The 23,868-nt window shown below is 60.0% G+C and carries 17 protein-coding genes; 1 reads left to right on the top strand and 16 read right to left on the bottom strand.

Features of this window, described 5'->3' with window-relative positions; all coding sequences use genetic code 11:
• Positions 1-18: 18 nt before the first annotated feature.
• The 8 genes from brxL to BES08_RS24055 form a co-directional block, all read right to left on the bottom strand.
• Complete coding sequence (gene brxL / locus BES08_RS24090; RefSeq protein ID WP_069709531.1) at positions 19-2,100, bottom strand: BREX system Lon protease-like protein BrxL; 2,082 nt, start codon at positions 2,098-2,100, stop codon at positions 19-21.
• A 7-nt stretch (positions 2,101-2,107) separates the two neighbouring features.
• Positions 2,108-4,615, bottom strand: coding sequence for a BREX-1 system phosphatase PglZ type A (gene pglZ, locus BES08_RS24085; RefSeq protein ID WP_069709530.1), 2,508 nt, complete (start codon positions 4,613-4,615; stop codon positions 2,108-2,110).
• The gene (gene pglX / locus BES08_RS24080; RefSeq protein WP_069709529.1) at positions 4,608-8,135 is read right to left on the bottom strand and encodes a BREX-1 system adenine-specific DNA-methyltransferase PglX; all 3,528 of its coding nucleotides are present in this window, start codon (positions 8,133-8,135) and stop codon (positions 4,608-4,610) included. Before pglX ends, pglZ begins: the two co-directional genes overlap by 8 nt.
• Positions 8,135-11,674, bottom strand: coding sequence for a BREX system P-loop protein BrxC (brxC, locus tag BES08_RS24075; RefSeq protein ID WP_069709528.1), 3,540 nt, complete (start codon positions 11,672-11,674; stop codon positions 8,135-8,137). Before brxC ends, pglX begins: the two co-directional genes overlap by 1 nt.
• 3 nt (positions 11,675-11,677) lie before the next feature.
• Complete coding sequence (locus BES08_RS24070) at positions 11,678-12,283, bottom strand: DUF1788 domain-containing protein (RefSeq protein ID WP_069709527.1); 606 nt, start codon at positions 12,281-12,283, stop codon at positions 11,678-11,680.
• On the bottom strand, positions 12,283-12,885 hold the full coding sequence (locus BES08_RS24065; RefSeq protein ID WP_069709526.1) for a DUF1819 family protein: 603 nt from the start codon (positions 12,883-12,885) through the stop codon (positions 12,283-12,285). The genes BES08_RS24070 and BES08_RS24065 overlap by 1 nt, the downstream gene beginning before the upstream one ends.
• Positions 12,882-13,784, bottom strand: coding sequence for a BrxR family helix-turn-helix transcriptional regulator (locus tag BES08_RS24060; RefSeq protein WP_069709525.1), 903 nt, complete (start codon positions 13,782-13,784; stop codon positions 12,882-12,884). Before BES08_RS24060 ends, BES08_RS24065 begins: the two co-directional genes overlap by 4 nt.
• A 266-nt stretch (positions 13,785-14,050) precedes the next feature.
• On the bottom strand, positions 14,051-15,022 hold the full coding sequence (locus tag BES08_RS24055; RefSeq protein WP_069709524.1) for a LysR family transcriptional regulator: 972 nt from the start codon (positions 15,020-15,022) through the stop codon (positions 14,051-14,053).
• Positions 15,023-15,229: 207 nt separating this feature from the next.
• Between BES08_RS24055 and BES08_RS24050 the strand changes: the two genes are divergently transcribed.
• Entirely contained in the window at positions 15,230-15,859 is a 630-nt protein-coding gene (locus BES08_RS24050; protein ID WP_024899168.1) for a TetR/AcrR family transcriptional regulator, read from the top strand.
• On the opposite strand, the gene BES08_RS24045 is transcribed toward BES08_RS24050, so the two are convergent.
• From BES08_RS24045 to trbE, 8 genes are read right to left on the bottom strand one after another with little or no spacing between them, the layout of a single operon-like run.
• Entirely contained in the window at positions 15,854-16,075 is a 222-nt protein-coding gene (locus BES08_RS24045; RefSeq protein WP_015740172.1) for a DUF2274 domain-containing protein, read from the bottom strand. The genes BES08_RS24050 and BES08_RS24045 overlap by 6 nt on opposite strands.
• A gap of 2 nt (positions 16,076-16,077) precedes the next feature.
• The gene (locus tag BES08_RS24040) at positions 16,078-17,211 is read right to left on the bottom strand and encodes a TraB/TrbI/VirB10 family type IV secretion system protein (RefSeq protein WP_069709523.1); all 1,134 of its coding nucleotides are present in this window, start codon (positions 17,209-17,211) and stop codon (positions 16,078-16,080) included.
• Positions 17,208-18,221, bottom strand: coding sequence for a P-type conjugative transfer protein TrbG (trbG, locus tag BES08_RS24035; RefSeq protein WP_015740170.1), 1,014 nt, complete (start codon positions 18,219-18,221; stop codon positions 17,208-17,210). Before trbG ends, BES08_RS24040 begins: the two co-directional genes overlap by 4 nt.
• Positions 18,218-18,907, bottom strand: coding sequence for a conjugal transfer protein TrbF (gene trbF, locus BES08_RS24030; RefSeq protein WP_024899167.1), 690 nt, complete (start codon positions 18,905-18,907; stop codon positions 18,218-18,220). The genes trbG and trbF overlap by 4 nt, the downstream gene beginning before the upstream one ends.
• Positions 18,904-20,265: a P-type conjugative transfer protein TrbL gene (gene trbL, locus BES08_RS24025; protein WP_069709522.1), complete on the bottom strand. Its 1,362-nt coding sequence runs from the start codon at positions 20,263-20,265 to the stop codon at positions 18,904-18,906. Before trbL ends, trbF begins: the two co-directional genes overlap by 4 nt.
• A gap of 3 nt (positions 20,266-20,268) precedes the next feature.
• On the bottom strand, positions 20,269-20,556 hold the full coding sequence (trbK-alt, locus tag BES08_RS24020; RefSeq protein WP_069709521.1) for a putative entry exclusion protein TrbK-alt: 288 nt from the start codon (positions 20,554-20,556) through the stop codon (positions 20,269-20,271).
• A gap of 20 nt (positions 20,557-20,576) precedes the next feature.
• Complete coding sequence (gene trbJ, locus BES08_RS24015; protein WP_069709520.1) at positions 20,577-21,359, bottom strand: P-type conjugative transfer protein TrbJ; 783 nt, start codon at positions 21,357-21,359, stop codon at positions 20,577-20,579.
• Positions 21,356-23,863 carry a conjugal transfer protein TrbE gene (gene trbE / locus BES08_RS24010; RefSeq protein WP_024899163.1) on the bottom strand — a complete coding sequence of 836 codons (2,508 nt, stop codon included), beginning with the start codon at positions 23,861-23,863 and terminating at the stop codon, positions 21,356-21,358. Before trbE ends, trbJ begins: the two co-directional genes overlap by 4 nt.
• Between the last annotated feature and the right edge of the window lie 5 nt (positions 23,864-23,868).

Raw genomic sequence — 23,868 nt, 5'->3', positions numbered from 1 at the left:
CCAACACGACCGACGAAGCTAAAGGTTCTCGACATAAGTCACGTAGAAACCACGGACCATCCGGTGCTCCTGCATCCGTTCTCCGAGCGAGAAACCGTTCATCTTGCGAGGCGTTGGCTGGAAAATATCCAATCCGCGATCCAGAACCATCTTCCAGCCGTTATCCGTCGTGATGTCGCGTGCATGGAGAGTGCCGCTCCCATCAAAGGCCCATGTGAAATCGACGCCCGTGCCTGTGCAGGCTTCAGCAATCCCGTCCAAGCACTCTCGCTGCTCCTGGATGTTCCCATCGTCCGGAGCCGTGACAAGATGCACAGCGATCTGATCTTCAGGCTGTTTACGCCGGATTAGCATCTCGATCAGTTCCATCACGTTGCGTGCCTGATGGAACTTCCGGATATAGGGGTCTGTGATGATAATCCGCGTCGCACCATCCGTCCAAGGACCAAAGATCTTGTCGAAACTGATGCCCTTGCGGTTTTCTGTGAAAACGACATGTCCGGGAGTTGGGGGTGAGTGCGGGGCAGCGGCAACGGCAGGTGCTGCGGAAGCAGCCACCGTTGAGACCGGTTCTGCCGTTACCAACCCAATCTCTCGTTGATTCACACCTTCACTTCCATCGTCGGTTGATCGACGGTGGTAGAACTGGGGGAACTCCTCTTCCTCCAGCGTGGCGACGGCGCGCTTTGCGCCATCCGATGCGATGTAATGGAAATCTGCTGCCTCAAAGGTGCTGTCGATCCGCAGGAGCTGATCCTTCACCCGCTTTCGGCATTCAATCGCAAAGCGCAGCAGTTCTTCAACTTCGGCTTCAGTCTCGCCTCCATTCGGGAAGATCAGCTTCAGCAGACCTGACATGGTCTTGTTGATCGCCGCACGGTCCCGGATATGGGTCTGAACCGGAATGGTGAAATAGCGATCTGGCCGGTGTGAGAAATCCTCCGCACGCAGATGGCGCAGGATTTCGGCCAGATAGTCGACGATGAACCCATAGCCAGATGTGAACATCTCACCCCGGATAATGTCGACCTCCCATCCGGGCAGATAGGCATGCAATCGATCAATAAAGGCGCTGTCGTGGAACTGCGGCGGCAGAGCTTCGAACAGGTCCGTATTTTTCAGCATCCAAGGCACGTTATGGTCCGTGTTGCCGACGAAGGCGAAGCTGGCCTCGGCGCCCATCGGATTTACACCACGAGAGAACTGCTTGTTTGCCATGTAGTTCTTCATGATATCGACAAGCGCCTTGTTGGCCGTCTTCTCGCGGCCGGCAAATTCGTCAAAGGCCACGACATCCCAAAAGCCGACCAATCCGATCCGGCCATTGGAATTGTTCACGAAAAGCTTGGGAACCGTGATTTCACCGCCCGAGATCAGCTGACCATGGGGTGAGAACTCGGAATAGATATGAGATTTTCCCGTCCCCTTGGGACCAAGCTCGATGAGGTTGTAGTTGCGCTCAACAAATGGCACCAGGCGCAACAGTTGCAAAAGCTTTGACCTGCGCCCGAACAGTGACGGATCAAAGCCGATGCTCTGCATCAGCAGATCGATCCATTCCTCGGTGGTGAACTTGTCCCGCGTCTCGCGATAGCCGTCATAGTCCACACGGGCGATCTGGATCGGCTTCAACGTGTCGATGATCCAGGGGGAGATCCGGCTGTCTTCCGAAAACTCGTACTGCACATCGGCGATGCACCAAATACCCGTAACCAGCAGTTTCGGGTGCGCCTTTACCGTGGCGCTGTCGATGGCAACCCGCTTGATACCGAGGTTTTCAAAGACCGCCTCATAGGCATCGGTCTTTTCATTCAGCGCCACGCTAACCTGATCGATGACCTTGTAGCGGCCACGCTCCTTGATCGTTGATTGTACCAACCCCGCTTCGGAACGATGGACGTAGTGCTTGCGCAGGATGTCCTTGACCGTTTCGATGCCTGTCGCAATCGAGGCTTCGTCATCGGTCGCGCAATACTGGCCGAGAAGGTATTCGAGCACATAGGTGGGGACAATGGCGTTCCCCTTCACGGCCTTCACCAGGTCCTTACGGACCACGAAACCGGCAAAATGCTCATTGATCTTGTCATCAAGGGTCGACATCGGCACCTCAGAAATCGAAATCTGTACTGATCCCGCGTTTCAGCAGCAGCGGCTGCGAAGCGTGATCTTCGAAATGGCTGGTCTTGCCGATGCGCGTTCGCAGCTTCAGGAAGACTGTCTGATTGTTATAGGCGTCTGCCGCCTTGGACAGCAGGAAGCTCCGCGACAGCTCGCGCTCGCGCGGGTTCTCAGACGTGAAATCGAATTCCAACTCGGCTTCGTCAGAGATGAGTGTTCCATCGTCAGCAAAGATGGCTGTATGCACCTGCCGGGGCTGTTGCTTGTCGGTCACTGGCTCCGCCTGAAAGAAGGTGACCTGGATCTGGCCCGTGGTGATCTGAGCGCGGGGTGGCGGAATGATCTGCACAGACACCTGCCCGACATCCTCCTTGCGCTGCTTGCCGACACGCAGAACCGGCAGGACAATCTCCTGCAGGCTCGCCCCGCCATGGACAAAGCGGCTGCCTGATCCTTTAACCCGCAGGCGGTTGATCGAGTTCGGGATCAGAATGTCCTGCTCACCTTCCAGCCCAAGCTGTGCGGCAGAGAACTTCTTCATGCCGCCACTGCTGTTAAGGCCCCGGCCGATCACGAAGCGCCGGTTTCGTGTAACAATCTCGCCTTCCGGCTCGCTCAGCGCGAAGCCGCTCTCTTCCAGAGCCTTGTGCTGCCACAGGAATCCGTGATCGGCGGTGATCAAGATGTTCGAGAAATTGGCCGAGGTCAGCTTCCGCACCAGCTTCACCAGATCCTCGATGGTAGTCTCTGCCGCGGCGGGGACATTTTCCTCCGTGGCGAGCTTGTCGCCAATTGCGTCGATCTGGTTGTGATACAGATAGAGGACATCATGATCCCGGAAGAGGTCTTTACCCTCCGATGATCCCAGATTCATGAAATCCTTCGCCGCGAGAACCTTTACCCGGTCTCCAGCCCGGCCCGCAGCCAGCGCCTTTTCACGAGCGGCGGCCCCCATGGTGCTTTCACCATCCAGCAGCACCAGATCATTGTCATCGCGAATCCCCAGTTGTCGGTGCGGCAAGAGTGCCGCCATGCCGAGCTGGGTGTAGCTCGGCAAAACCCCGATCATCGGCTTCAGTTCAGCATCGAACCGATTGAGCTTGCGGATCTCGCGCAGCGCCTCTTCGGCCACCTCATAGCGCAGCGCATCCGAGATGATGACAACGACCTTTTGATCCTTGCGCCGGTATTCAGCAGCCTGCCCCCGGTAGAAATCCACCTGACGTGGAAAGCCCGGGACCGCCCAGTCCGTGAGGCGAGCCACCTGATCCTGCCAGGCATCGTTCAACTTGAGCACGAAATTCGTGGTGTAGCGGTTCTCAACCGCCTCATAGAGCGCGGACAGCAGCCCCGACTGACCGCTTTTCTGCATGTGATAGATGAACTTGCGATAGAGCTGGTCCAGTCGAAACCAGCTTGCGGAATAGCGCTTCACACCATCGGACAGGCTGGTCATCGTCAGATCAGCCTCGGCTAGCGCCTGCTGAAACTCGGTCGCATAGCCAATGGCCTGATAGACATCCGCGTAACGGCTATACCAATGGCTCTGGCGGCGATCGCGTACCCATTTCAGCACATCTGTCGCCGACAGGCTCTGCCGGGCAAGCCCCTCAACGATGGCGACAACGATCCTCCGGTCCACTTCCTCGAAGTGATCATGCGGCATGAGGGTGCGAAAATCGCGGGAGGCCAGATTGTCCCTGATCTTCAGCACGTCCTGATAATCGCCCGACAGCTTCTCGAACGCTTCACCCCACCGGCGCGAGGCGCTCCAGCGGCGGAACATCAGCGCGGCATCGGTGTTCAGGGGGGCAGCTTCTCCCATGGCCCGCGCCCAAGCGCTGGAAAACAGCGTGATGGCGAAATCCTGAAAATCCGGCGCATCCGCCGCATAGCCATAACGCGCGGCCACGTCCTTCCAGAAGAACTCTGTCAGCCCGACCCGATCCATCAGCTTCAGCGCGTCATCACAGCCTTCGGCCAGTTCGGCCAGCAACGCCTCGATCACCGTATCGAGATCGCCATCCGCACCAGCGCAGACTGCCAGCATCTTGCGGCGGACATCATTGGCGCTTTGCGAAGGCCGCTCGCGCTCGATCGCGCGCAGGGCTTCCAGCCGCTTGCCGGAACGGTAGAATTCGGCGTGATCGCGCACAGCTGCTTCGTATTTTGCCGGAATACCCAGATCCGCCACCCAGATAGCCGCCTGATCGGCGCGAAAGACGGCGCTCGCCAGTTGCACATCCAGCAGCCAGTTCTCGGGCATCGGCGGCTCGGGGCCATCCTTGTAGAGCAGGAACCGCGCCTTCGGCTCCTGCCGCAGCACGCGGTATTTCAGGCCGAACTCGTTGTTGGCGATCTCCACCTTGGTCACGCCGGGCAGGTCCACCGCGTCGAACACCGTGCGCAGATCGCGGGCGGCGTCATACCAGAAGACAATGCGGTGCCCCTGATCCTCATAGAGCCGCATCAGGCCGGAGGTGATGCGGTCAGTCATCCGCAGCCTCCAGCCCCTTGATCGGCTTTAGGGCACCGGCGAACAGCGGGTAGTTGCGCTTCACCCCGTTATCCAGATCGATGGCGATCTTCTGCTGCGCCATCGGATAGACGGTTTCGCGTTCCCATTCGGTCAGCTCGGCGATCTGCTTGATGACCGTGGCCGTTTCCTTCTGCGCCTTTGTTTGCTGGGCGGGCGTAGCGGCAGGATCGACAGCCAGCTTTTCCAGCCGGGCGCGCTCGACTTCCAGCTTATGGATGAATTCGCGCACATATTGGTTCAGCACCACCGAGACGGTGTCGGGCCGGTAGCGGTGCATATAGATCAGCGCATTGAAACTGCCCTTGGGGCTGGAGAACATCCAGTAAATCGGGCGCTTCTTGTAGCGGCGCACGTGATAGTCGAAGAAATCCTTCGTGAACCAGCGGCGCAGATCCTTGCCGAGCGCGGCCTCAACAAAGGCGAGGTTTTCGCGGAACTTCGCCTCGCCAAAGGTGACGCGCAGGAAGTCGCGGGCGCGGGTAACGATGTCATCGGCAAACCAGTCAGCGTCCAGCACCGGGATGACATTGTCGCGGTCTGGCGCGAAGCTGGGTTGCGGCACGCGGGCCAGATACTCCTCGATCCCTTCGCCCTGGTTGGCGAGGATAAGGCCTGGCGCGTCGAGGCTATAGCGCCCGAACATGCAGCCCACGGCATAGTGGAGGAATTCGGCCACGGTATCCTCACGCAGCCGTGTCTCGCGCTCCTCTTCTGTGCCCTTTACCCCATAGCGATAGGCCGGGTTGCAGGTGAGGGTGATTTCCTCGATCGGCACCTCGGGCGTGAGTTCATCAGCCAAGCCATAGGCGTCGATGAAGATGCGGTTGTTTTCTTCCTCCAACCGCTGCATCTCGTCCGTCCTACCCTGCCAATGGGAGCGGAGGTTGGCATAGGTATTCGCCAGCGTTTCGTCCCGGTGCTCGGGCGATAGCAGCGGGAGCGCAGTGAAATCCCAAGAGGTTTCGTAGGCGTCCCAGTCAGATTTTGAAAGGCAAATGCACTTTTCAGCCGGCGCTAGATCGACTTCTTTTTTATTAACACTTGGCAGGGGTATGCGAGAAATATCGCCACTCTGGAAAGCCATGGTGGGATTAATAAAGGTCAGAGCGCGCTGAGGCACGTAGGAGTTCAGCAGCGCCGTAGAGTATGACGACCGAACACCACGCGACTTCGGGAAGGCCGACATGCCGTTAACATCAAAGACAAAACCAGTTGGACGGAAACGCGCGCAGAGAGGTATGCTTGAACTTGACGTGAGACTCCACGTAACCGCCTCTTTGAATTGGAAATCAAGGTTTTGTGGACGTGACCGAAGTTTTCCATTGCCGTCTTTGAAGTTTTTTATATCTGCTCCGTTGTTGAGCCAGTCGACGACGAGGAAGTGATTGCCGTACCACCGTCTGGCTTCGCCACCCTTACTGTAAGGATACCACTTAACTTTGCCATCGAAGCTATCATAGCCTATTTGTCGTACATCTAGGTTCCCAAAGCTCACCTCGTGCCACTGGCGTAGAAATCTTTCATTTTCTCCCGTAGCTATGCCTTGCTTGGCGTCAAACTCTTCCGAAAACTGCTTTTGCTCTCGAAAGAGCGTCAAAAGCTGGTCCTCCACCCAGTACGCAATCGGGGCCCCCGGAATGTTCATAAATTCACGAGCACCCCTTACGGTTAGCCTTTCGTTGTTAACTGGAAACTCTGTCGGAACCATCTGGCTATCTGTTTCGAAATATCGAACACAATTGAAAGTTGCGACAATATTCTTCTGCTGAAATGTCTGGATAATCTTTGCGTCCGTGCCAAAAGATATCCCCATAGAAGTTCCGCCTTTTCCGAGGTAAGGCATGTGGGTTATTCCAAGGATAGAATGTCTAGTAAGAATTTCCTTTCTCAACCCCTCATAAGAGGAGAGAAACATCCAAGATTCCATTGTAACAAGACCATTGTAGCCTGTCGACAAAGCCAGCCTGATGCTGCGCTCAATAAAGGAAGCAAACAAGTCTGTCTTGCTGATCGGATATGATTTATCGAGGAAGCCAGCCAAAACTCCGTTCAGATCGCTGCGCAACTTATAAGGCGGATTGGCCACCACCACATGATATTTCGGCGACAGCGCCTCGGCCATGCGCAGCACGGCCACGACACGCGCCCGCACCTCTTTCAACAGCAGGTCAGAACCGAAACCCCGCGCCTCCACCACCCGCAGCGCCTCGGCCGGATCGCGCAGCTTCGGCACGATCAGTGAGCCAAAGTTCTTGGCCTGCTCGAACTGCCCCAGCGTCTCGCGCAATTCATCGGTGAACAAATCCTTGCCCACCACGGCGGCCACGTCCTGCATCTCGGCAGGCGTGAAGCGCACATCCTGCAGCACGACGATGTCGGGCTTTGCCTCCATCCGCAGGAACCGCCGCCGTCCCAGCCTTGCCGCCGCCTTCATCGACAATGCAAAGGCCGCCAGCGCCCCGGCGCGGTCGTCAATCTCGATGCCCGTCAGGTTGTGCTGCAGGATCAGACCGGGAATTTCGGCCGCGTCATGGCCTTCCTCAGCATAGATTTCATACAGCAGGTCAAACGCATAGGTCAGCATATGGCCCGAGCCGCAAGCCGGATCGCAGATGCGGATATCCTCGGGCCGGTTGATCTTCAGGAAATCCGTTTCCGGCTCTTCCGGCGCGATGTAATAATCCATCTTCGCCGCCAGCTTCGACTGGGGCCGATTGAGCAGCCACAACCGCCCCAGAGAATTTTCCACCAGATAGCGGACGATCCAGTGCGGGGTGAACAGCTGCGTCGCGGCGGGGATATTTTCCGCCGTGATCTTCTGGTTCTTCTTCAGGCCAGCAAAGACCTGATCTTTCTTCTCGCTGATATAGAACTGGTAAAGCCAGCCGATAATCTCGACATCCTGGCAGGCAGCTTCCGTCATCACCTCGCGCAGGCGGGCAAGGATGCTGTCCGGCGACAGAAGATCATCCGGCATCAGCAGTTCGGTATAATCCTCGGCCCGGTCGAGCATATCGGCACGCTCGAACATATAGGGCATCGCGCCGTGCCATTCGTTGCAGGCATGGATCAGCAGCAGCCGATAGGCTTGGGCCTGTCCGTCATGGGCGGGGCGGGTGCCGTTCAGATATTCGGCGATCTCCGGTCGGACGCGATCCGGCAGGTTGCCAGCCATCGCCTCGGCCAGAATCTCGGGCCTGGTTGCCCCATCGGCAGGCGATACGACGCGCGGGTTGGACAGGCCCGTGACATCCATGAAGCGCAGTGCGGTGAAGCGGTTGAACCACGTATAGGCTGCTTGCTCGATCACATGGGCGCGGTTGTTGTTGGCAGCGACCTCCAGTTTCGCAATTGCCTTGGGGTGTTCGCGGCGGGCTGCTGCGCCCTCGGCCAGCACCATGTTCAGCCGGGCGGTGACCTGATCGATCAGCAGGTTGCGCGCGCTTTGCGCAAATTTCTTCAGGGCGTTGGTATCCATCAGACAATCACTTTCTTGCCCGCGCCGATCTCGGCCAGCAGGGTCTTTTTCATCTCATCAAGGTAGCGGGTCACATCGTCTTCATCTTCGAGATAGGCTTTCCCGATAGAGACAGTGATCGACTGGGCGTTGACATACTGGGGCTTTACCGGTGCCGGCGGCACATATGGCTTGGCCGGGGCTTCGGCCACGCCACCTGCAGGTTGGGGCTGCGGCGCGGGCGTCGGCGCAGGTGCAGGCGTCAGTTCGGCGATCCTCGTCAGCGTGTCGGCCAGAAGGTTGGAACGCACCTCTGTCGCCCGATGGCGCAAGGCCGGGATTAGGGTTTGCGAAGCCACGCTGGCTTTCTGCGCGGCAAGCTCATCGCGGATACGGGTCTGCTGCTCTGGCGGTAGCGCACGGAATTCCGAGGTCTGGGTGGTTTTCTCGGCCACTTCTTCAATCGCGGCGATGACGGCGTTGCGCTCTGCCAGAACCGTTTGTTCGATGCGCTCCTTCAGCGCGTAGAAATCCGCCTTCAGTTCCTGAATCGCGGTGCCCTTGAAGCACTGCGGATCGGCTAGCGCCTGACGCAGCGCATCGGCGGCAGAATCCTCGGCAAAGGTGACGTTCTGATCCTGCGCCGTCAGGAAAGCGCGCACCTCGTCATAGATGCCCTTCTGCGGTCCGGACATGAAGCTACGGATCTTGTCGAGGATATCCTCCTTGGCATCCAGCAGCTGATCTTCCTGCCCAACCGGGCCGGTAATGAACCAAGTCGCCGACTGATCACGCATGCTGTCGAGCAGAGTCCGCAGAGGATCGAGAGCTGCAATAAAGGGGTAGCCGGTCGACTGCCGGCCAAGACCCTCCAGTTCGCTAGTCAGCTTGCGCAACTGGGCCTGCCACTCCGACCCAAGGCTGCGCGCGTCATTTCCAGAGGCGGGCAGATCGAACAGTGCCTGAAACAGTTCGCGCGATTTGCGGATCTGGGCAGCAGTGAACTCGATCTGCGGGGAAAGCAGAATGTTGCCAAGGGCATGGCTGTTGCGCAGCCCCTGCACCAGCGCATCCCCTTCCAGCAAAGCACTGTCGGCCCGAGCCTCAAGCTTGCCGCGCGCGACAAGGCTCGCGGTCAGGCAGAGAACCGCGATGGCGGGCCAGCCATAAGGTTTTGCTCCGAACTTCTCGACCAAAGCCTTGACCGAGACCCGCGTCCCAAGGCGCATCTGAGCCTGAGCATGATTCAGCACGTCCTGCTCGGCTTCAGTCAGACCGCTGCCTTCGCCTCCGAAAAGCCCGCCATCGACGCGTCCGGCTCGCCCAAGATCTGCTTCGGTGTAAGTGGCACCGCGCAGGACAGGCAGGCTGGTATAGACCTTGTCGACCAGGACCTGGAAACCTTTGACCAGCCGATCCTGCGGATCTTCGCCGCCGATCTCCAGCTCGGCACCGCGCACGAAAAGGCGAGCATCCGCGATCAGGCCGCGCAGCCGCTGCACCAGTTCCTTTTCACGCCGTGTATTCTGGTCACGCTTTTCCGCAATGATACGATCACGACCGGGTTGGGCATCCCCGCTGGTGACCTGACGCGCAAATTTCACGGTCTGGAGCCAGAGGACGAGATCGCGCGTGAAGCGCACATCACGTCCCAGCAGGACAACCATCTCATCGCTTGCCATGCTGTTCGAGCGAACCACATCCGGCGCGTCGGAATCGTCGCTGAAGGGTGAGATGATGTTCACCGACAGCTCATGCTCCCGGTTCAGGCTGTGCCCGTCGAGCTTGCGGGTAAAAGCATAGTCCACACCCGTGCCAGCATGCTTGATCTTGCTGTGACGGAGGATCGCTCCAAACGCCAGTTCATCGAGCTGCCGTTCTATCTCGGCGGGATCGACGGCAATCGCCTTGATCTCGGCCTCGACGTCCTTTTCTTCATTGGTGAGGAATTCATAGACCTCGCCGTTGCGCTGGATCAGCGTCTGACGCTCCAGAAGCGACAGAGCCTCCTCGATATTGCGCCGCTGCTCGGTCTGGTCCGCCTCGAACCGGGACAACAGGAGGATCGATATGTTGCGGGCAGTCGGTTTGAATTCCTTGACGTATTTGACAAGGAACAACACCTTCAGCACCCGCACGGCAAAATCATCGCCAAGGTTCTTTTCAGCCAGTTGAATTGACTGCTGAACCGATGATTTCAGGGCGGTGCGAATCCCCTCAAACATTAGGTCAAAGGTCGCCAGCCCCCCAACCGGCGTGTCGGCCAGCTTTTTGGCCACCTCCTGAAACACCCCCAGCATAGAGCGTTCGCCGACCGAGCTGTGCTTGCCCTCAAACGCGTTATGCTGCGAGAGGCCCATGATCGCGCGCTGGAACAGGTCATACTGGTAGTTCGGGAACGGGTAGCTCGCGACGAACTGGTCTTTTCCGGAGAAGTTCCTGAACTTGAAGGAATTATCTCCAAAATCGAACAGGGTGCGCAGGTTGTTCTCCTCAGCATCGTAAAGATTGCCAAGGGTGATCTGACCAGCCTCGGTCTTAGCCAGAAGGCGGCGCTGGATGACTTCGGCCACATCCTGGGAATTCAGAGGCATCCGGTTGGCGAAGCGTGCCTGAATTTTCGAAAAGTCATTTTCTTGCTGTGCCGTTAGATCCCCGATAACCGAACCCATGTCCTGCTGGGCAGTGACAACAATCCAGGCCTGCCCCTTGCACTTAGTGTTCAGGCTTTCGGCAATGGTTTGCAGGTTCGTCATGAGCTTGACGTTGTCAGCGATATACTGCCCCACCTCATCGACGAAGAAATTCAGCCGGAACTTCGGTCCCTGCGCATCGATCCATGACTTCACCATATTGGCAAAATCTTCGATCGAGACCTTCGTATCCTTGCGATACTGACCAAGAATATCCTTGACCTCATCGCCCGTGACCTCGGCAAAGGCGGCGGCAATGTGCTTGCCTTCCATCAAAGCCTGTTCGCGCCCGCGCTCCCAAGGCTTTCCGGAAAACTGCGCAAAGGCCGCTTTGAAGGCATCGAGCTTGCCGCGGCTGTCGAGATCACGCTCGAACTGCGCGATATGCGGGAGCTTGCCATAATAGCCGCACATCTCGTCAAAGACCTTCTGGAAGACGGCCAGAAGTGCATCGACATCCGTCTTCGAGATCACATCCGCCTTCTGGTCTATATTGAACAAGACCGACCGGGACGGGATCGACACTGCCTTGCGCAAGGCCCCCGCCAGCATCGGGTTGCCCGCGAGCTTGCGCTCAAATATCTCGATGGCGTGCTCCCCCTCGACCTCGTCGTTCTCCAGCAGAAGAGCGAGCATCTTCAGCAGGTGAGACTTACCTGATCCGAAGAAGCCCGAAATCCACACGCCGTTCGCGGTATCGTAATTGTTGTAGGCGTCGAGGAATTGCTCCAGTCGGGCGCCGATCTCGTTGGTGATGACATATTCATCGAGCTCGGTCAGGAGGCTGGCCTTGTCGTCAGCCTTGATCACCCCATCGATCGAACGGTCGACCGGCTTGGCAAAGATATCACGCAGAAAAACAGCCATCGGTCAGACCTCGTAATTCATGATATTGAACGCACGGTAGTATTTGTCGTCATGGAGTACGCCGAACAATTCCAGCGATGCTCCTGTCGCCAGCGCGTGCGTGTATTTTCCCGGAAAGAACATGACCGTCGGGCGATCTTTCGCGGTGCTTTGCAGGTTGTTGAGTACGTTGTGCGACCGCAGGTAGGGGTAAACCTCGCCTACGCCTGACAGGAAGATCACGTCGTGCGGGACTTCTTCGATGCGCCGCGCAATCTCTGGAATAAGGTGCGCCTGCGGGTCCAGAACCCCCTGCAACAGTTCCTTGAGCTCCGCCTTTTCCGTTTCGGCTTCAACCTCAAGGATCTGCTCGAAGATACCCCGGTCTTCGAGGATCCTGATCGAAAGGTCATAGAGATCGATATCAAGTACGCGCACACCGGCGTGGCTCAGCCGGGCGATCAGATCCTCGCGATCCTCGCCCAGGCTCAGTCCGTCTTCGGCATCAAAAGCGCAGATAAAAAAGGGAACCTCGTTTCCCAGCCCTTGCTTTTGCAAGAACCGATCGCTGGAAACTACCCTGAATAGGTGCTCGGCGCGGGCGCGCCGATCAGTTTTCGTGCCCACCATTACCCCCCATTTCCGGGAAAGACCTGCAAGTCCGCCGGATTACTCTCCTCAATCAGCCGCTTCATGCGCCCCGATAACCAAATCGGCTGAATTCTACCCTCGACGCTTATCAAACCAACTTCACGTAGTATCCGAAACAAGACCTGACGCAATTTCGCGCAGGTTGAAGCTGAAAGAGCGGCGAGGCCGGGATCGCTTTCAGCCTTCTCCGCGAGAAAGCGGTCAAAAACCTCATGGCCCAGGTCGAGCCGCCATGATTGGTAGCGTTCGCTGATCACCTCGACTGCGAATTCGTGGACAAAACGATAGGTCCGGCAGACCGCCAGCCACATCATCGCCTGCTGCTCGGCGCGGTCAGCCTCTACCGACAGGTAATGACGTTCGGCATCGGAGAGATGGCCTATCCGGTCGTACACTTCACGAAGCGCGCGGGTTTGCGATGCCAGTTTGGGTAAGGATGACGCGCCCTGGGCCAGCAAACGCTCACGAGCAGATGCCCAGTTCTCACCGGGTTGATAAGCTTGAGCAATCACGATGCTCTCATTGAGCATCAGCCCGCCCACGCCAAAGGACATCCGATATTTCGCTGCGGCCACCATCATTTAGGTACCGCCCCGTTTGCTGTGTCAGCCTCATCGAACTCATGCTGCGCACGCTCAAGGGCGGCGGCAACCTCGTCTTCGTCAGCGGCAACGATATGCTGGGTCCGGGGATCACGCAGCCTAGCCCCATCAAGGAGTCCTAGCCGCTTGAGCACATAGAACAGCATGGCGTAGCGAACTGTCAGCACAGCGCGCCCGTCCGCCATGTTGTAATCCTTTGCGACCACCGCCTGCTGACCGACCGACAGATCAGGATGCGGCACAAGGGTGATATCGAAGGTTTCCTGCCACAGCCGGTCCTGTGCCGCAGCAGCACCTGGCTCGCCGAACTCGCCGAATCCAAGGACACGCGAGAGCAGGAAATCCTTGAAGCGCTCCGTCTCATGGCACCAGGCCCGCACATGCCAGCGCAGGCCATCAAAGCCGAAGGCATGCGGGGTAATCCGCCGCCATGCCGGATCGGGCCGATCGCGGTTCATGGATTGGTAGTGAAGATCCAGCGATCTTTCCTCCCGCACTGCCGCCAGAACTGAACGCAGAACTTCAGTATCGACCTTACGGCGCAAAGTCAGAGCGATATCCATGTCAGGCGGGGCAGCGAGCCAGTTCGCCCCCGCGTCGGCGAAACCTTCCGCCATCGATCGGAGCCGCATGAGATAGGCGTCCGGGTCAGGGTCTAGAAACACCGGCTGAAATTCCGGGCCGGCTACGTAGCGGCGAGCGCTTTTGTCATAGACCGCATTCTGCGGCGCACGCTCCTGATAATGGGTCAAGTCCTTTGACGCCTGCGGAACGGAGACGCCAAACGTATCGATCAGGTCAGAGCGATTGACACCCCCCTCCCAGAACAGGCGGAATTCGATGAACTCCAACCGCCTCTCGACACCCCATTTCAGCATTGCTCGTCCCGCCGCACTTGAAAGGATAAAAAGTATATGGGACACCTTGCGATGTCCGTATACTTTCTATTCTAACAAACCTCAAACTGTCAAGCCCGAGGAAGGCCGGATGCGCACCGTGTCACCGTGCACAAACACGGCGGGGCAAAAGCGCTATCGAAGTCGGTCAGCCTGGAGGTGGGCAGGGCCACGACATCTTCGATGCCGACACGGTCGATGTCGATTGCAGCCAATGCTACGGCGTGATCGTACAGTGCCGTCAAACCCTATTTTCGCCGGGCCAGCCCTGTCAGCGATCGTGCCAGGCTCAACAACCGCCGAGACGCCGGATTGTCGTTTTGCGCGGACCAGACCATGCTGAACGGCAGCACCTCATCCGCAAGTTCCCGGTAGGTGATCCCTGGAAACTGGGCCACGGTTGTTGCTTCGCTCGTCAGAGTGAGGCCGCGACCGAGAGCGACCAGCGATAGGATATTGTCGCGGCCGACCTGCTGAGACTGAATATCGAGGTGGCGGCCGAGACCCGCAAGGTGAGCAACCAAATAGTCGTGGATCTCCTGACCCGGCGCAACGTCACTCACAATGAACCGCTCGGAGACCAAATCGCCCCATCCAAGTTCCGGCTTGCCCGTCAAAGGGTGGTTATCGGGCAGCACCACGAAAACCTTCTCGCACCATAAATGCTCCGCCTCACAGCCATCCCATGCCGCGGTTCCCGTGATGAATGCGACGTCCAGACAAAGTTTCCGGACAGCCGCGATGTGCTCGGGCGGATTGCCGTCAATAAGGTCGACCTGCACGTTCGGGTGGCGCGTGCCGAAGGCACGCAACAGATCGAACAGAAATCCTGACGCAAGGGACGAAAATATCCCGACCTTGATCAGCCCTTGCTCTGCCCGGCCAACCGCCGCCACCTTGGTCACCCCAATGTCGATCTGGCGGAGAGCATGGCGAGCGTTGCGCAGGAATTCCCGCCCGGCAACGGTCAACCGCACCCCGCCAGCATGACGCATGAAAAGCGACGCCCCGAGTTCATCTTCGAGATCACGGATTCGTCGGCTGATGGAGGATTCCTGCACAGAAAGCGCGGCAGCAGCCTTGCGAAAACTCCCATAGTCGACGGCGGCAACAAAATATCGCAACTGGTTCAGCCGGACCGCAGATGTACCGGGTTTCCCCTTAACGACGTTTGTGAGGCTATCATCAGGCGAGGTCTGATTGTTCCCGATCACAGCCATGGTGCATCATCCGAAACAGCGTTCGGCTTCTGACGGGCACCCCGCCATCATCAACGCGAAAATCGATCTGTGTGCGTTCATCAGCTCTCCGCACATCCTCAAACTAAACGACGTTCAGTTACCGAATGCTGCTTCTTGACTTCCGTCCCGTCAACGAAAAAAGTAAATGTCGTTTAGTTTTCACGACAAGTTGCAACAGGCATCGGAATGGCCCGTCCCCGGAAAGAGCAAGAACTTGATATTGCTCGTCGTGCGATCGACGAAACGATCCGGCTGCTGTCAGAGCGTGGCGACCTCGACGTACCGTTGACTGCGGTCGCGCATGCCATCGGTTGCACAGCACCAGCGCTTTACGGCCATTTCCGCAACAAAAGCGCCTTGCTGCGCGCCGTTCGGGAAGAAGGGTTCAACCGGCTATACAGGGAAAAGCTGGCCATCTTCGAACAGATGCGCGGCAATCCATTCGGCTATTTGCGTGATGGCAGCTATGCCTATGTCCGCTTTGCCCTGGAAAACCCCACGCTATATCGGCTGATGTTCACACCGCCGCCGAAGCTCGGGGTCAGCGATGACCCGTGGTCGAGCGAAACCGGGAGCCAGATATTCAATCTGTTTCTGACGGGGCTTCGCTGCTCTCAGGAGGAAGGTTTTTTGCGCGGCATGGATCTGAGTCGCTACAGCTTCATGTTCTGGTCAACGGTACATGGTGCGGTAAGCCTCACCCTTCAGAACCGGGAAATGGATCAGCCCGCCAAATGGGACGCGACACGAGAGGCCGTCGATACGTTGATGGAAATCATCGCCGCGACGCGCAATGGCACGCGCGGCACCTCATGAGCGAGATCTTCGGGCGCTGGCAAAGCCCCGATCTGTCGCAATGAACCGCTCCAGCATCGGCACAATCAGCCTGACAGGATCGGCAGCGGGCTGGCCGGTTTCGCGAGCCAGCACTTCGGCATAGGCGGCAAGATCGCGGTGCAGCGGCCCCGGCAGTTCCACCGCCACCTTCACGGGTTTGTCTTCGATGAGAGGCCCGAGCTTCAGCTTCGTCATGGTCAGTTCCTATAAGGTTCGAGTACGAGATCGCGGGTAACGATGACCCTGACCGGGTAGCCCGGCCGGATCGTCAGGGTCGGCGCGACCTGCAACTGGCGCTGGACGATCTGTTGTCCTGCCTGATTGATGGTATCCTGCGCTCCGTCGCGGATGGCCCGGATCAGACGATCCTCGTCGTCGGTCGCCAGTTCCGTGCCGATGCCGAGCAGCGTGGACAGCCCCGCCGCCTTCATGAGATCCCACCAGTGGTAATCAACGCCATCTTCCAGCCCGGCATAGCCGGAAGCGTCCGCACCGGGCTGGCGCTCCAGCACGATAGAGCGGCCGTTGGGCAGGATCAGGCGGTTCCAGACCAGCAGCACGCGGCGCTGACCGAACTGCACACCGGCGTCATACTGACCGATGATGCGCGTTCCCTGCGGGATTAGCAGCAGGCTGCCGGTCGGGCTGTCATAGACATTTTCCGTGACCTGCGCGGTGATCTGGCCGGGAAGGTCCGAGCGGATACCGGTAATCATCGCCGCCGGGATTACGGCCCCTGCCTGAAGGATGTAGGGCGAGGCTGGCGCCATGATCCGATCCATGGCAACGGTCTGCCGTTCCACCGGCCCATTCAGAAATGCCGTGTGGCGGTCCTGTGTTGCGGGCTGGCCACCAAGGTCAAGGCCAGCAAGGCCCGGCATATTGGAGCCAGGCGTCGTCGCCACTCTTGGCCCGGACTGGAAGAACACTGTACTGAGACGCGCAGCTTCTTCTTCGGCAAGCCGGCGCTCTTCGGCAGGATCGCGGGCAGGCGTCGCCATGGCGGGCGGCGTGACGGGCTGACCCCGGTTCTGGGCATCCAGGATCGGGCCACCGAGATCGCCCGGCAATGCCGGCCCCAGGACCGGCCCGGTATAATCCTTCGGCAGACCCGCCAGTCCATCTGCCGTGGCGCGATTCTCGGTCGAATAGAGTTCTTCACCGTTTCCGCTCATGTCGCGCGTCTGGAACGCATAGATCAGCGCCCCGCCGATACCGAGGAGCGCAACAGCCCCGGCACCGGCCAGCATCTTGCGCGACAGGCGCGTGACGCGCGGCGGCTCGGCACGCAGACGCATCGGCGTTGGGTTGGTGGTGGCCTCTTCACTCATGACGGTTGCTCCCCGGTTTTGGCGGGCTGGGCAGCTTGCCTTTGCTCGATGCGAACGATCCTGACCGTCTGCTGCTGCTTGCCGCTACCAAGACGCAGCTCAGCCGCTCCGAACAGCCGATCGACGATCAAGATGTTCTGGTGAACACGGGAATTGACGATCTGGGTCTCGCCCTTGGAACCGATGACGAAGATCGGCGGCATCTCTCCCTGCACGATGCCGCGCGGGAAAACGACATAGACACGGCGGCCATCGTCGAAGACGGAAATCGGCCGCCATGGCGGCGTATCTCCGGTCAGGCCGTAACGATAGTTGCGTGCCGCCTCGACCGGGATGATGGGTGCTGCGGGAACGGTCTGGCGCTGACCGGCAGGCAGCGCCGGATAAGACCAAGATACGGACGGCATATAGAGCGCCTCGCGGGCGCGCAGCTCGATCATATAGGTGCGTCGATCGGTCGTCACCACGAGATTGGTTGAGATGTCGGATCGGGATGGTTTGACGAGAATATGGACCCGGCGCGACGTACCGCTCCCGCTCTCGGTATCGCCAATGATCCAGCGAGCGGTGTCTCCCGCCGCGATCGGTCCCGCGCCGGTCAGGCTTTCGCCCGGCTCCAGCGCGATATTGGTGATCTGTCCTGGTGCTGCATAGACCTGATAGAGCGCGCCTTCCGACCAGGGATAGATCTGGATGGCGTTATAGTAACCCTCGCGGCGCGGTTCGACGCGGGCGGCGGCATTGGCGTTCTCGACCCGGCCTGCCGGTGTTCCCGCTGCGGTCCCACCACGCGCAACCGTCCAGGCTGGCGGCGTGTGAAGCGGTCGGGGCCGATCATCCGTAACGGTGGCCTGCACGGTCGGTAGAGCCGGAACATTGGCATCATAGCTGAACTGCGGCGTCTTGTTGGTGGCGCAGCCTGCCAGCATGGTGGCCGAGAGCATCAAAGCCGCGAGGGCGGGCTTACGGAAAACCGGCAAGGCGGAATTGCGGGGAAACGCGATGGTCATTGGCTCATCTCCCGCGACCATGAAATTGCATTGACGTAGATGCCGAGCGGATTGGCGCGCAGACGCTCGGCATCGCGCGGCGTCTGGATCACGATGGTCAGGATCGCGGTCCAGCGCTCGGTCCTGGAAAGCTGCCCGTTCTCATAGTGACGCTCGGTCCAGGCAACGCGGAAGCTGTCGTTCGAGGCGCGTATGACGCTGGAAACCTCGACTGCGATCTGCTGGCGGCCGACACGGGTGAACGGATCGTTGGCGCGGGCATAGTCGTTGAGCGCGGCCGCTCCCCTATCCGTGGTGAACTCATAGGCGCGCAGCCAGTTCTGGCGCACGATGATGGCGTCCGCCGGGATCGAGCGCGTCTGCTCGATGAAGCGGCCAAGATGGAAGGCGATCTGCGGATCGGTCGGACGGTAATCGGCCGTGGCTGAGGCGACGGTCTGGGCCTGGCCGAGATTATCGACCTGCACCACCCAGGGCACGACGGTCCCTCGCGCCGATTGCAGAACGAGCGCGGCAGCGAAGCCCGCCGAGAGGATCAGCGAGCCGAAGGCCATATAGCGCCAGTTCTTGGCCTGCGCGCGAGCCGTGCCAATACGCTCGTCCCATACTTGCGCGGCTTTCTGGTAAGGCGTCTCGGGTTCGGGCGATTTGCCGTAATGGGTCGCTGGACGTCTGATGATGTTCATGAGCGGTCACTTTCGGAAATGTTGACGGAAGAGCCGCCGCCGTGGCTGTCACCGGAGCGGACGGCATGGGCGGCCATGGTCGTGCCGTGATTGAGCGCCTGGCGGCGGTGCATCTGCTGCGCCCATGCAGGCGGTCCACCCGCCGGTGCGGAGGCGGGTGCGGCACCGGCCACGCTCGCACCACCAATGGTTCCCTGCGAGGACGATCCACCGGTGACGCCGAGCCCGGCGCGCGCGCCATCGGAGAAGCTGGATTTGACGTTTTCCGCTGCTTTCGAGGCCGTCCGTTTCAGGGGCGATGCGGCGGCGGAGCCTGCCGCGCGGGCAACACCGCCGAGGCCGGAGGCAACACCGGCAGCCCCTGACTGGCCGAGCGATCCGACACTATAGGCGGCGCTCGCCGCCCCTGCGGCAGCAGCACCGCCACGGACGGCAGCAGATCCACCCGACAGCGCCGCTGCCCCTCCCTTCGCGGCCATGCCTGCGGCAGCGCCGCCAGCAAGCATCATGCCGCCAGCGGCGAGACCGGTTCCAACTGCTGCACCTGCGCCAAGCTGCGGGCCGCCAGAAACCAGACCGGAAGCGATGCCGGGACCGAAGATGCCGAGGCCGAGAAGGGAAAGTGCGGCCAGCACGATCGCCATGGCGTCGTCGATGGTCGGCGTCACGCCGCCGAAACCGGCCGTAAACTGCGAGAACAATGTCGAGCCGATGCCGATGATGACGGCGAGCACCAGCACCTTGATGCCGGAGGAGACGACATTGCCAAGAACGCGCTCGGCCATGAAGGCGGTCTTGCCGAAGAGGCCGAAGGGAATAAGGACAAAGCCCGCCAGCGTGGTCAGCTTGAACTCGATCAGCGTGACGAAGAGCTGCACGGCGAGAATGAAGAAGGCCAGCAGTACCAGCGCCCAGGCGAACATCAGGCAAGCGATCTGGATGAAGTTCTCGAAAAACGACCAATAACCCATCATGTCCGAGATGGATTCGAGCAGCGGGCGACCGGCATCGAGGCCAGTCTGCGCCACCTTGCCGGGCCGCAGCAGATCGGCGGCGGAAAAGCTAGTGCCCGAACCTTTCAGGCCAAGACCAGCGAAGCTGTCGAAGATGATCTGGGCGAGATTGTTCCAGTTGCCGATCAGGTATGCGAAGACACCGACAAAAAGCGTCTTCTTGACGAGGCGTGCGATGATGTCGTCATCCGTACCCCAGGACCAGAAGAGTGCGGCCAGCGTCACGTCGATGACGATTAGCGTGGTGGCGATGAAGGCGACCTCGCCGCCAAGCAGGCCGAAGCCGCTGTCGATATAGCTGGTGAAGACGCCCAGGAAATTGTCGATGACGCCGGTGCCGCCCATGGTTCACTGCCCCCCGTTCTGATGCGGGGCGGCGGGCACCGGCGTCCGGCCGAGGAAACGGTCGCGGTTCTCGGCCCAGATGGCGAGGCAGCCGGGATCGTTCACGGCTGCCTCGCCAAGTTGCTGGCAGTGGCGCAGGCTCTGGCGCAGTGGATCGGCAGGCGCCTGAAGCGCCGGGGCCGGACGGGGCTGGGCTGGTTCGTCCTCGCGTGTCATTTCGATCACCGTCGCGGTGATGGCGATGGCCACGAATATGATCGCGCCCAGCCGGGCCAGCATCTTGCCGTCCATGTCGCGCCCCTCCTGTCCGGTCAGTTGTTGCCGTTGCCGAACATCCGGGCATTGCCGGGCTGATAGCCCGATCCCGGCGTCAGAAAGCGCTCGCGCTGGATGCGGCCTTGTTCGGCGGCGGTGGCACGCTCGGCTTCGATCAGGGCTTCGGAGCGACCATTGGCGGACATCAGCGCGATCAGGTCGGAAAGCTGCTGCGACTGGAGCGCGAGAAGCTGATTGCCCGCCTGTGTCGCCTGCAACGCGCCGGTGGCGTTCTGGCTCTGCCCGACAAGGGCGGACATTTCAGCGCGATTGGTGTCGATATTGCCAACGACACCGGCCTGCACGCGCATGGCGTCCTGCAAGCCGCCGACCGTATTCTGCCAACGGGACCGCGCATCGGCGACGAGCTGGGCGTCGGTCGCGGACAGCGAAACCTTGCCGTATTTCTGGTGGAACATTTGATCGACGTTCTGCACGTCGAAGGCAATGTTCTGCGCCTGGGCCAGAAGCTGCTGCGTGCGCTGGACATTCTGCTGCAAAGTCTGGAGCGAGGAATATGGCAGACTGGCGAGATTCTTCGCCTGATTGATGAGCATCTGCGCTTCATTCTGAAGCGAGGTGATCTGGTGGTTGATCTGCTCCAGCGTGCGTGCGGCAGTCAGAAGGTTCTGCGCATAGTTGGTCGGATCATAGACGATGCGGCCGAAGCCAAAAGCGTGAGCGGGGCTTGTCAGCATGGGCGACAGTGCAACAGGCATGGCGAGCGTCAGCGCCAGCACGGATGCACTGACATATCGGGAAACGGGGATACGGATCATGGCAGGGTCTCCTTTTCTTGGCTGTCATCTGGATGGATTTGATCTGGCGCGACCGGCCGAGCGGGCTCTGTCCGTTCGACAAGATTGGTGAGGTTCGGGATCAGATCGACGGCCCATTCGACGCCGCGATCGCGCAGCCAGGCCGCGAGAAAACCGTCCTGCCCATGCTCGGCGACGAGTTCGGCGATACGGGTCTGATCGGATTTGGATGATGCGGCGCAGAGCGCGAGACCGACTTCGCTAAGGCCAAGCTCGAACAGGCGATTGCCGCGCCGCGATTGGCAGTAGTAGTCCCGCTTGGGCGTGGCCCGCGCGAGGATCTCGATTTGCCGGTCATTGAGGCCGAAGCGGCGGTAGATTGCCGTGATCTGCGGCTCGATGGCGCGTTCATTCGGAAGAAGCAGCCGCGTCGGGCAGCTTTCGATGATGGCGGGCGCGATATTGCTGCCGTCAATGTCCGAGAGCGACTGCGTGGCGAAGATGACGGAAGCGTTCTTCTTCCTGAGTGTCTTCAGCCATTCGCGGAGTTGATTGGCGAACCCCTTATCATCGAGCGCCAGCCAGCCTTCGTCGATGATGAGCAGGGTTGGCCGACCGTCGAGCCGGTCGCCGATCCGATGAAACAGATAGGACAGGACGGCAGGCGCAGCCCCAGTGCCGACCAGCCCCTCGATCTCGAAGGCCTGTACATCGGCTGATCCGAGATGTTCGGCCTCGGCGTCGAGCAACCGGCCATAGGCGCCGCCAATGCAGTAAGGGCGCAACGCCTGTTTCAGATCGTTGGATTGCAGCAGCACGGCAAGGCCGGTGATGGTCCGTTCCCCCGCCGGGGCGGATGCCAGCGATGTCAGCGCCGTCCAGATGTGCTCCTTCACCTCCGGCGTGATGGTCATGCCTTCACGCATCAGGATCGCGGCGATCCAGTCAGCGGCCCATGACCGCTCATAGGCATCATCGATCCGCGCCAGCGGTTGCAGGGAAACGGAAACCTCCGATCCCTCGGTCAGCCCACCGCCGAGATCATGCCAGTCGCCACCCATGGCGAGCGCGGATGCCCGGATCGATCCCCCGAAATCGAAAGCGAAAATCTGGCTGCGATCATAGCGGCGAAATTGCAACGCCATCAGCGCCAGCAGCACGGACTTGCCCGCGCCGGTCGGGCCGACGACGAGGGTATGGCCCACGTCGCCGACATGAAGGGAAAGCCGGAACGGAGTCGAACCTTCGGTCTTGCCGTATAGCAAGGGGGGCGCTCCGAGATGTTCGTTCCGTTCCGGCCCCGCCCACACGGCCGATAGAGGGATCATGTGGGCGAGGTTGAGCGTCGAGACCGGCGGCTGCCGGACATTGGCGTAGGCATGTCCGGGGATCGAGCCTAGCCAGGCATCGACGGCATTGACGGTTTCCGACATGGCCGTGAAGTCACGGCCCTGAATGATCTTCTCGACCAGACGGAGCTTCTCGTCGGCGATACGGGGATCGGCGTCCCAGACGGTGACGGTTGCTGTGACATAGGCCATGCCGGCGACGTCAGCGCCCAGCTCCTGCAAGGCCATGTCGGCATCGAGTGCCTTGTTGGACGCATCGGTGTCCACCAGCGCCGATTGCTCGTTGGTCATCACCTCCTTGAGTATCGCGGCGATGGATTTTCTCTTGGCGAACCATTGACGGCGGATTTTGGTGAGGAGTTTCGTCGCGTCCGTCTTGTCCATCAGGATGGCGCGGGTGGACCAGCGATACGGGAACGCGAGCCGGTTCATCTCGTCGAGCAGGCCGGGCGTGGTCGCTGTCGGAAAGCCGATAATGGTCAGGACGCGCAGATGCTTGTCACCAAGGCGCGGTTCCAACCCGCCAGTCAGCGGCTGATCGGCCAGCAGCGCATCGAGGTGCATGGGCACTTCGGGCACGCGGACACGATGGCGGTTCGTGGAAATCGTGGAATGGAGATAGGTCAGCGTGCCCGCGTCATCGATCCAGTGGCATTCGGGCATGAAGCCGTCGAGCAGCGCCAGCACGCGGTCGGTGCGGTCGATGAAGCCGCGCATCAGCTCCCATGGATTGACGCCGGATTGCTCACGGCCCTCGTAGAGCCAGGTCTCGGCGCGAGCTGCATCTTCGGCGGGTGGCAGCCAGAGGAAGGTCAGGAAGTAGCGTGACACGAAATGCGTGCCCGCTTCCTCGAAGGCAGCTTTGCGCTCGGCATCGACCAGAGCGGAGGCCGGATCAGGAAATTGGCTGCCGGGATAGGTCGAGGCTTCGCTTCGTTGTGCCTCAACAAAGATCGACCAGCCGGAGCCGAGCCGGCGCACGGCGTTGTTGATACGCCCGGCGACCGCGACCAGTTCGGCGGCAACAGCGGAATCCAGATCCGGCCCGCGAAACTTTGCAGTCCTCTGGAAACTGCCGTCCTTGTTCAGCACGACGCCCGAGCCAACCAGCGCGGCCCAGGGCAGGAAATCCGCGAGGCGGGTAGCGGTACGGCGATATTCGGTGAGGTTCATCATGGCTG

It is taken from the genome of Novosphingobium resinovorum, assembly GCF_001742225.1.
In the GTDB taxonomy this organism is placed as follows: domain Bacteria; phylum Pseudomonadota; class Alphaproteobacteria; order Sphingomonadales; family Sphingomonadaceae; genus Novosphingobium; species Novosphingobium resinovorum_A.
This window is presented reverse-complemented; position numbering and strand designations above follow the sequence as displayed.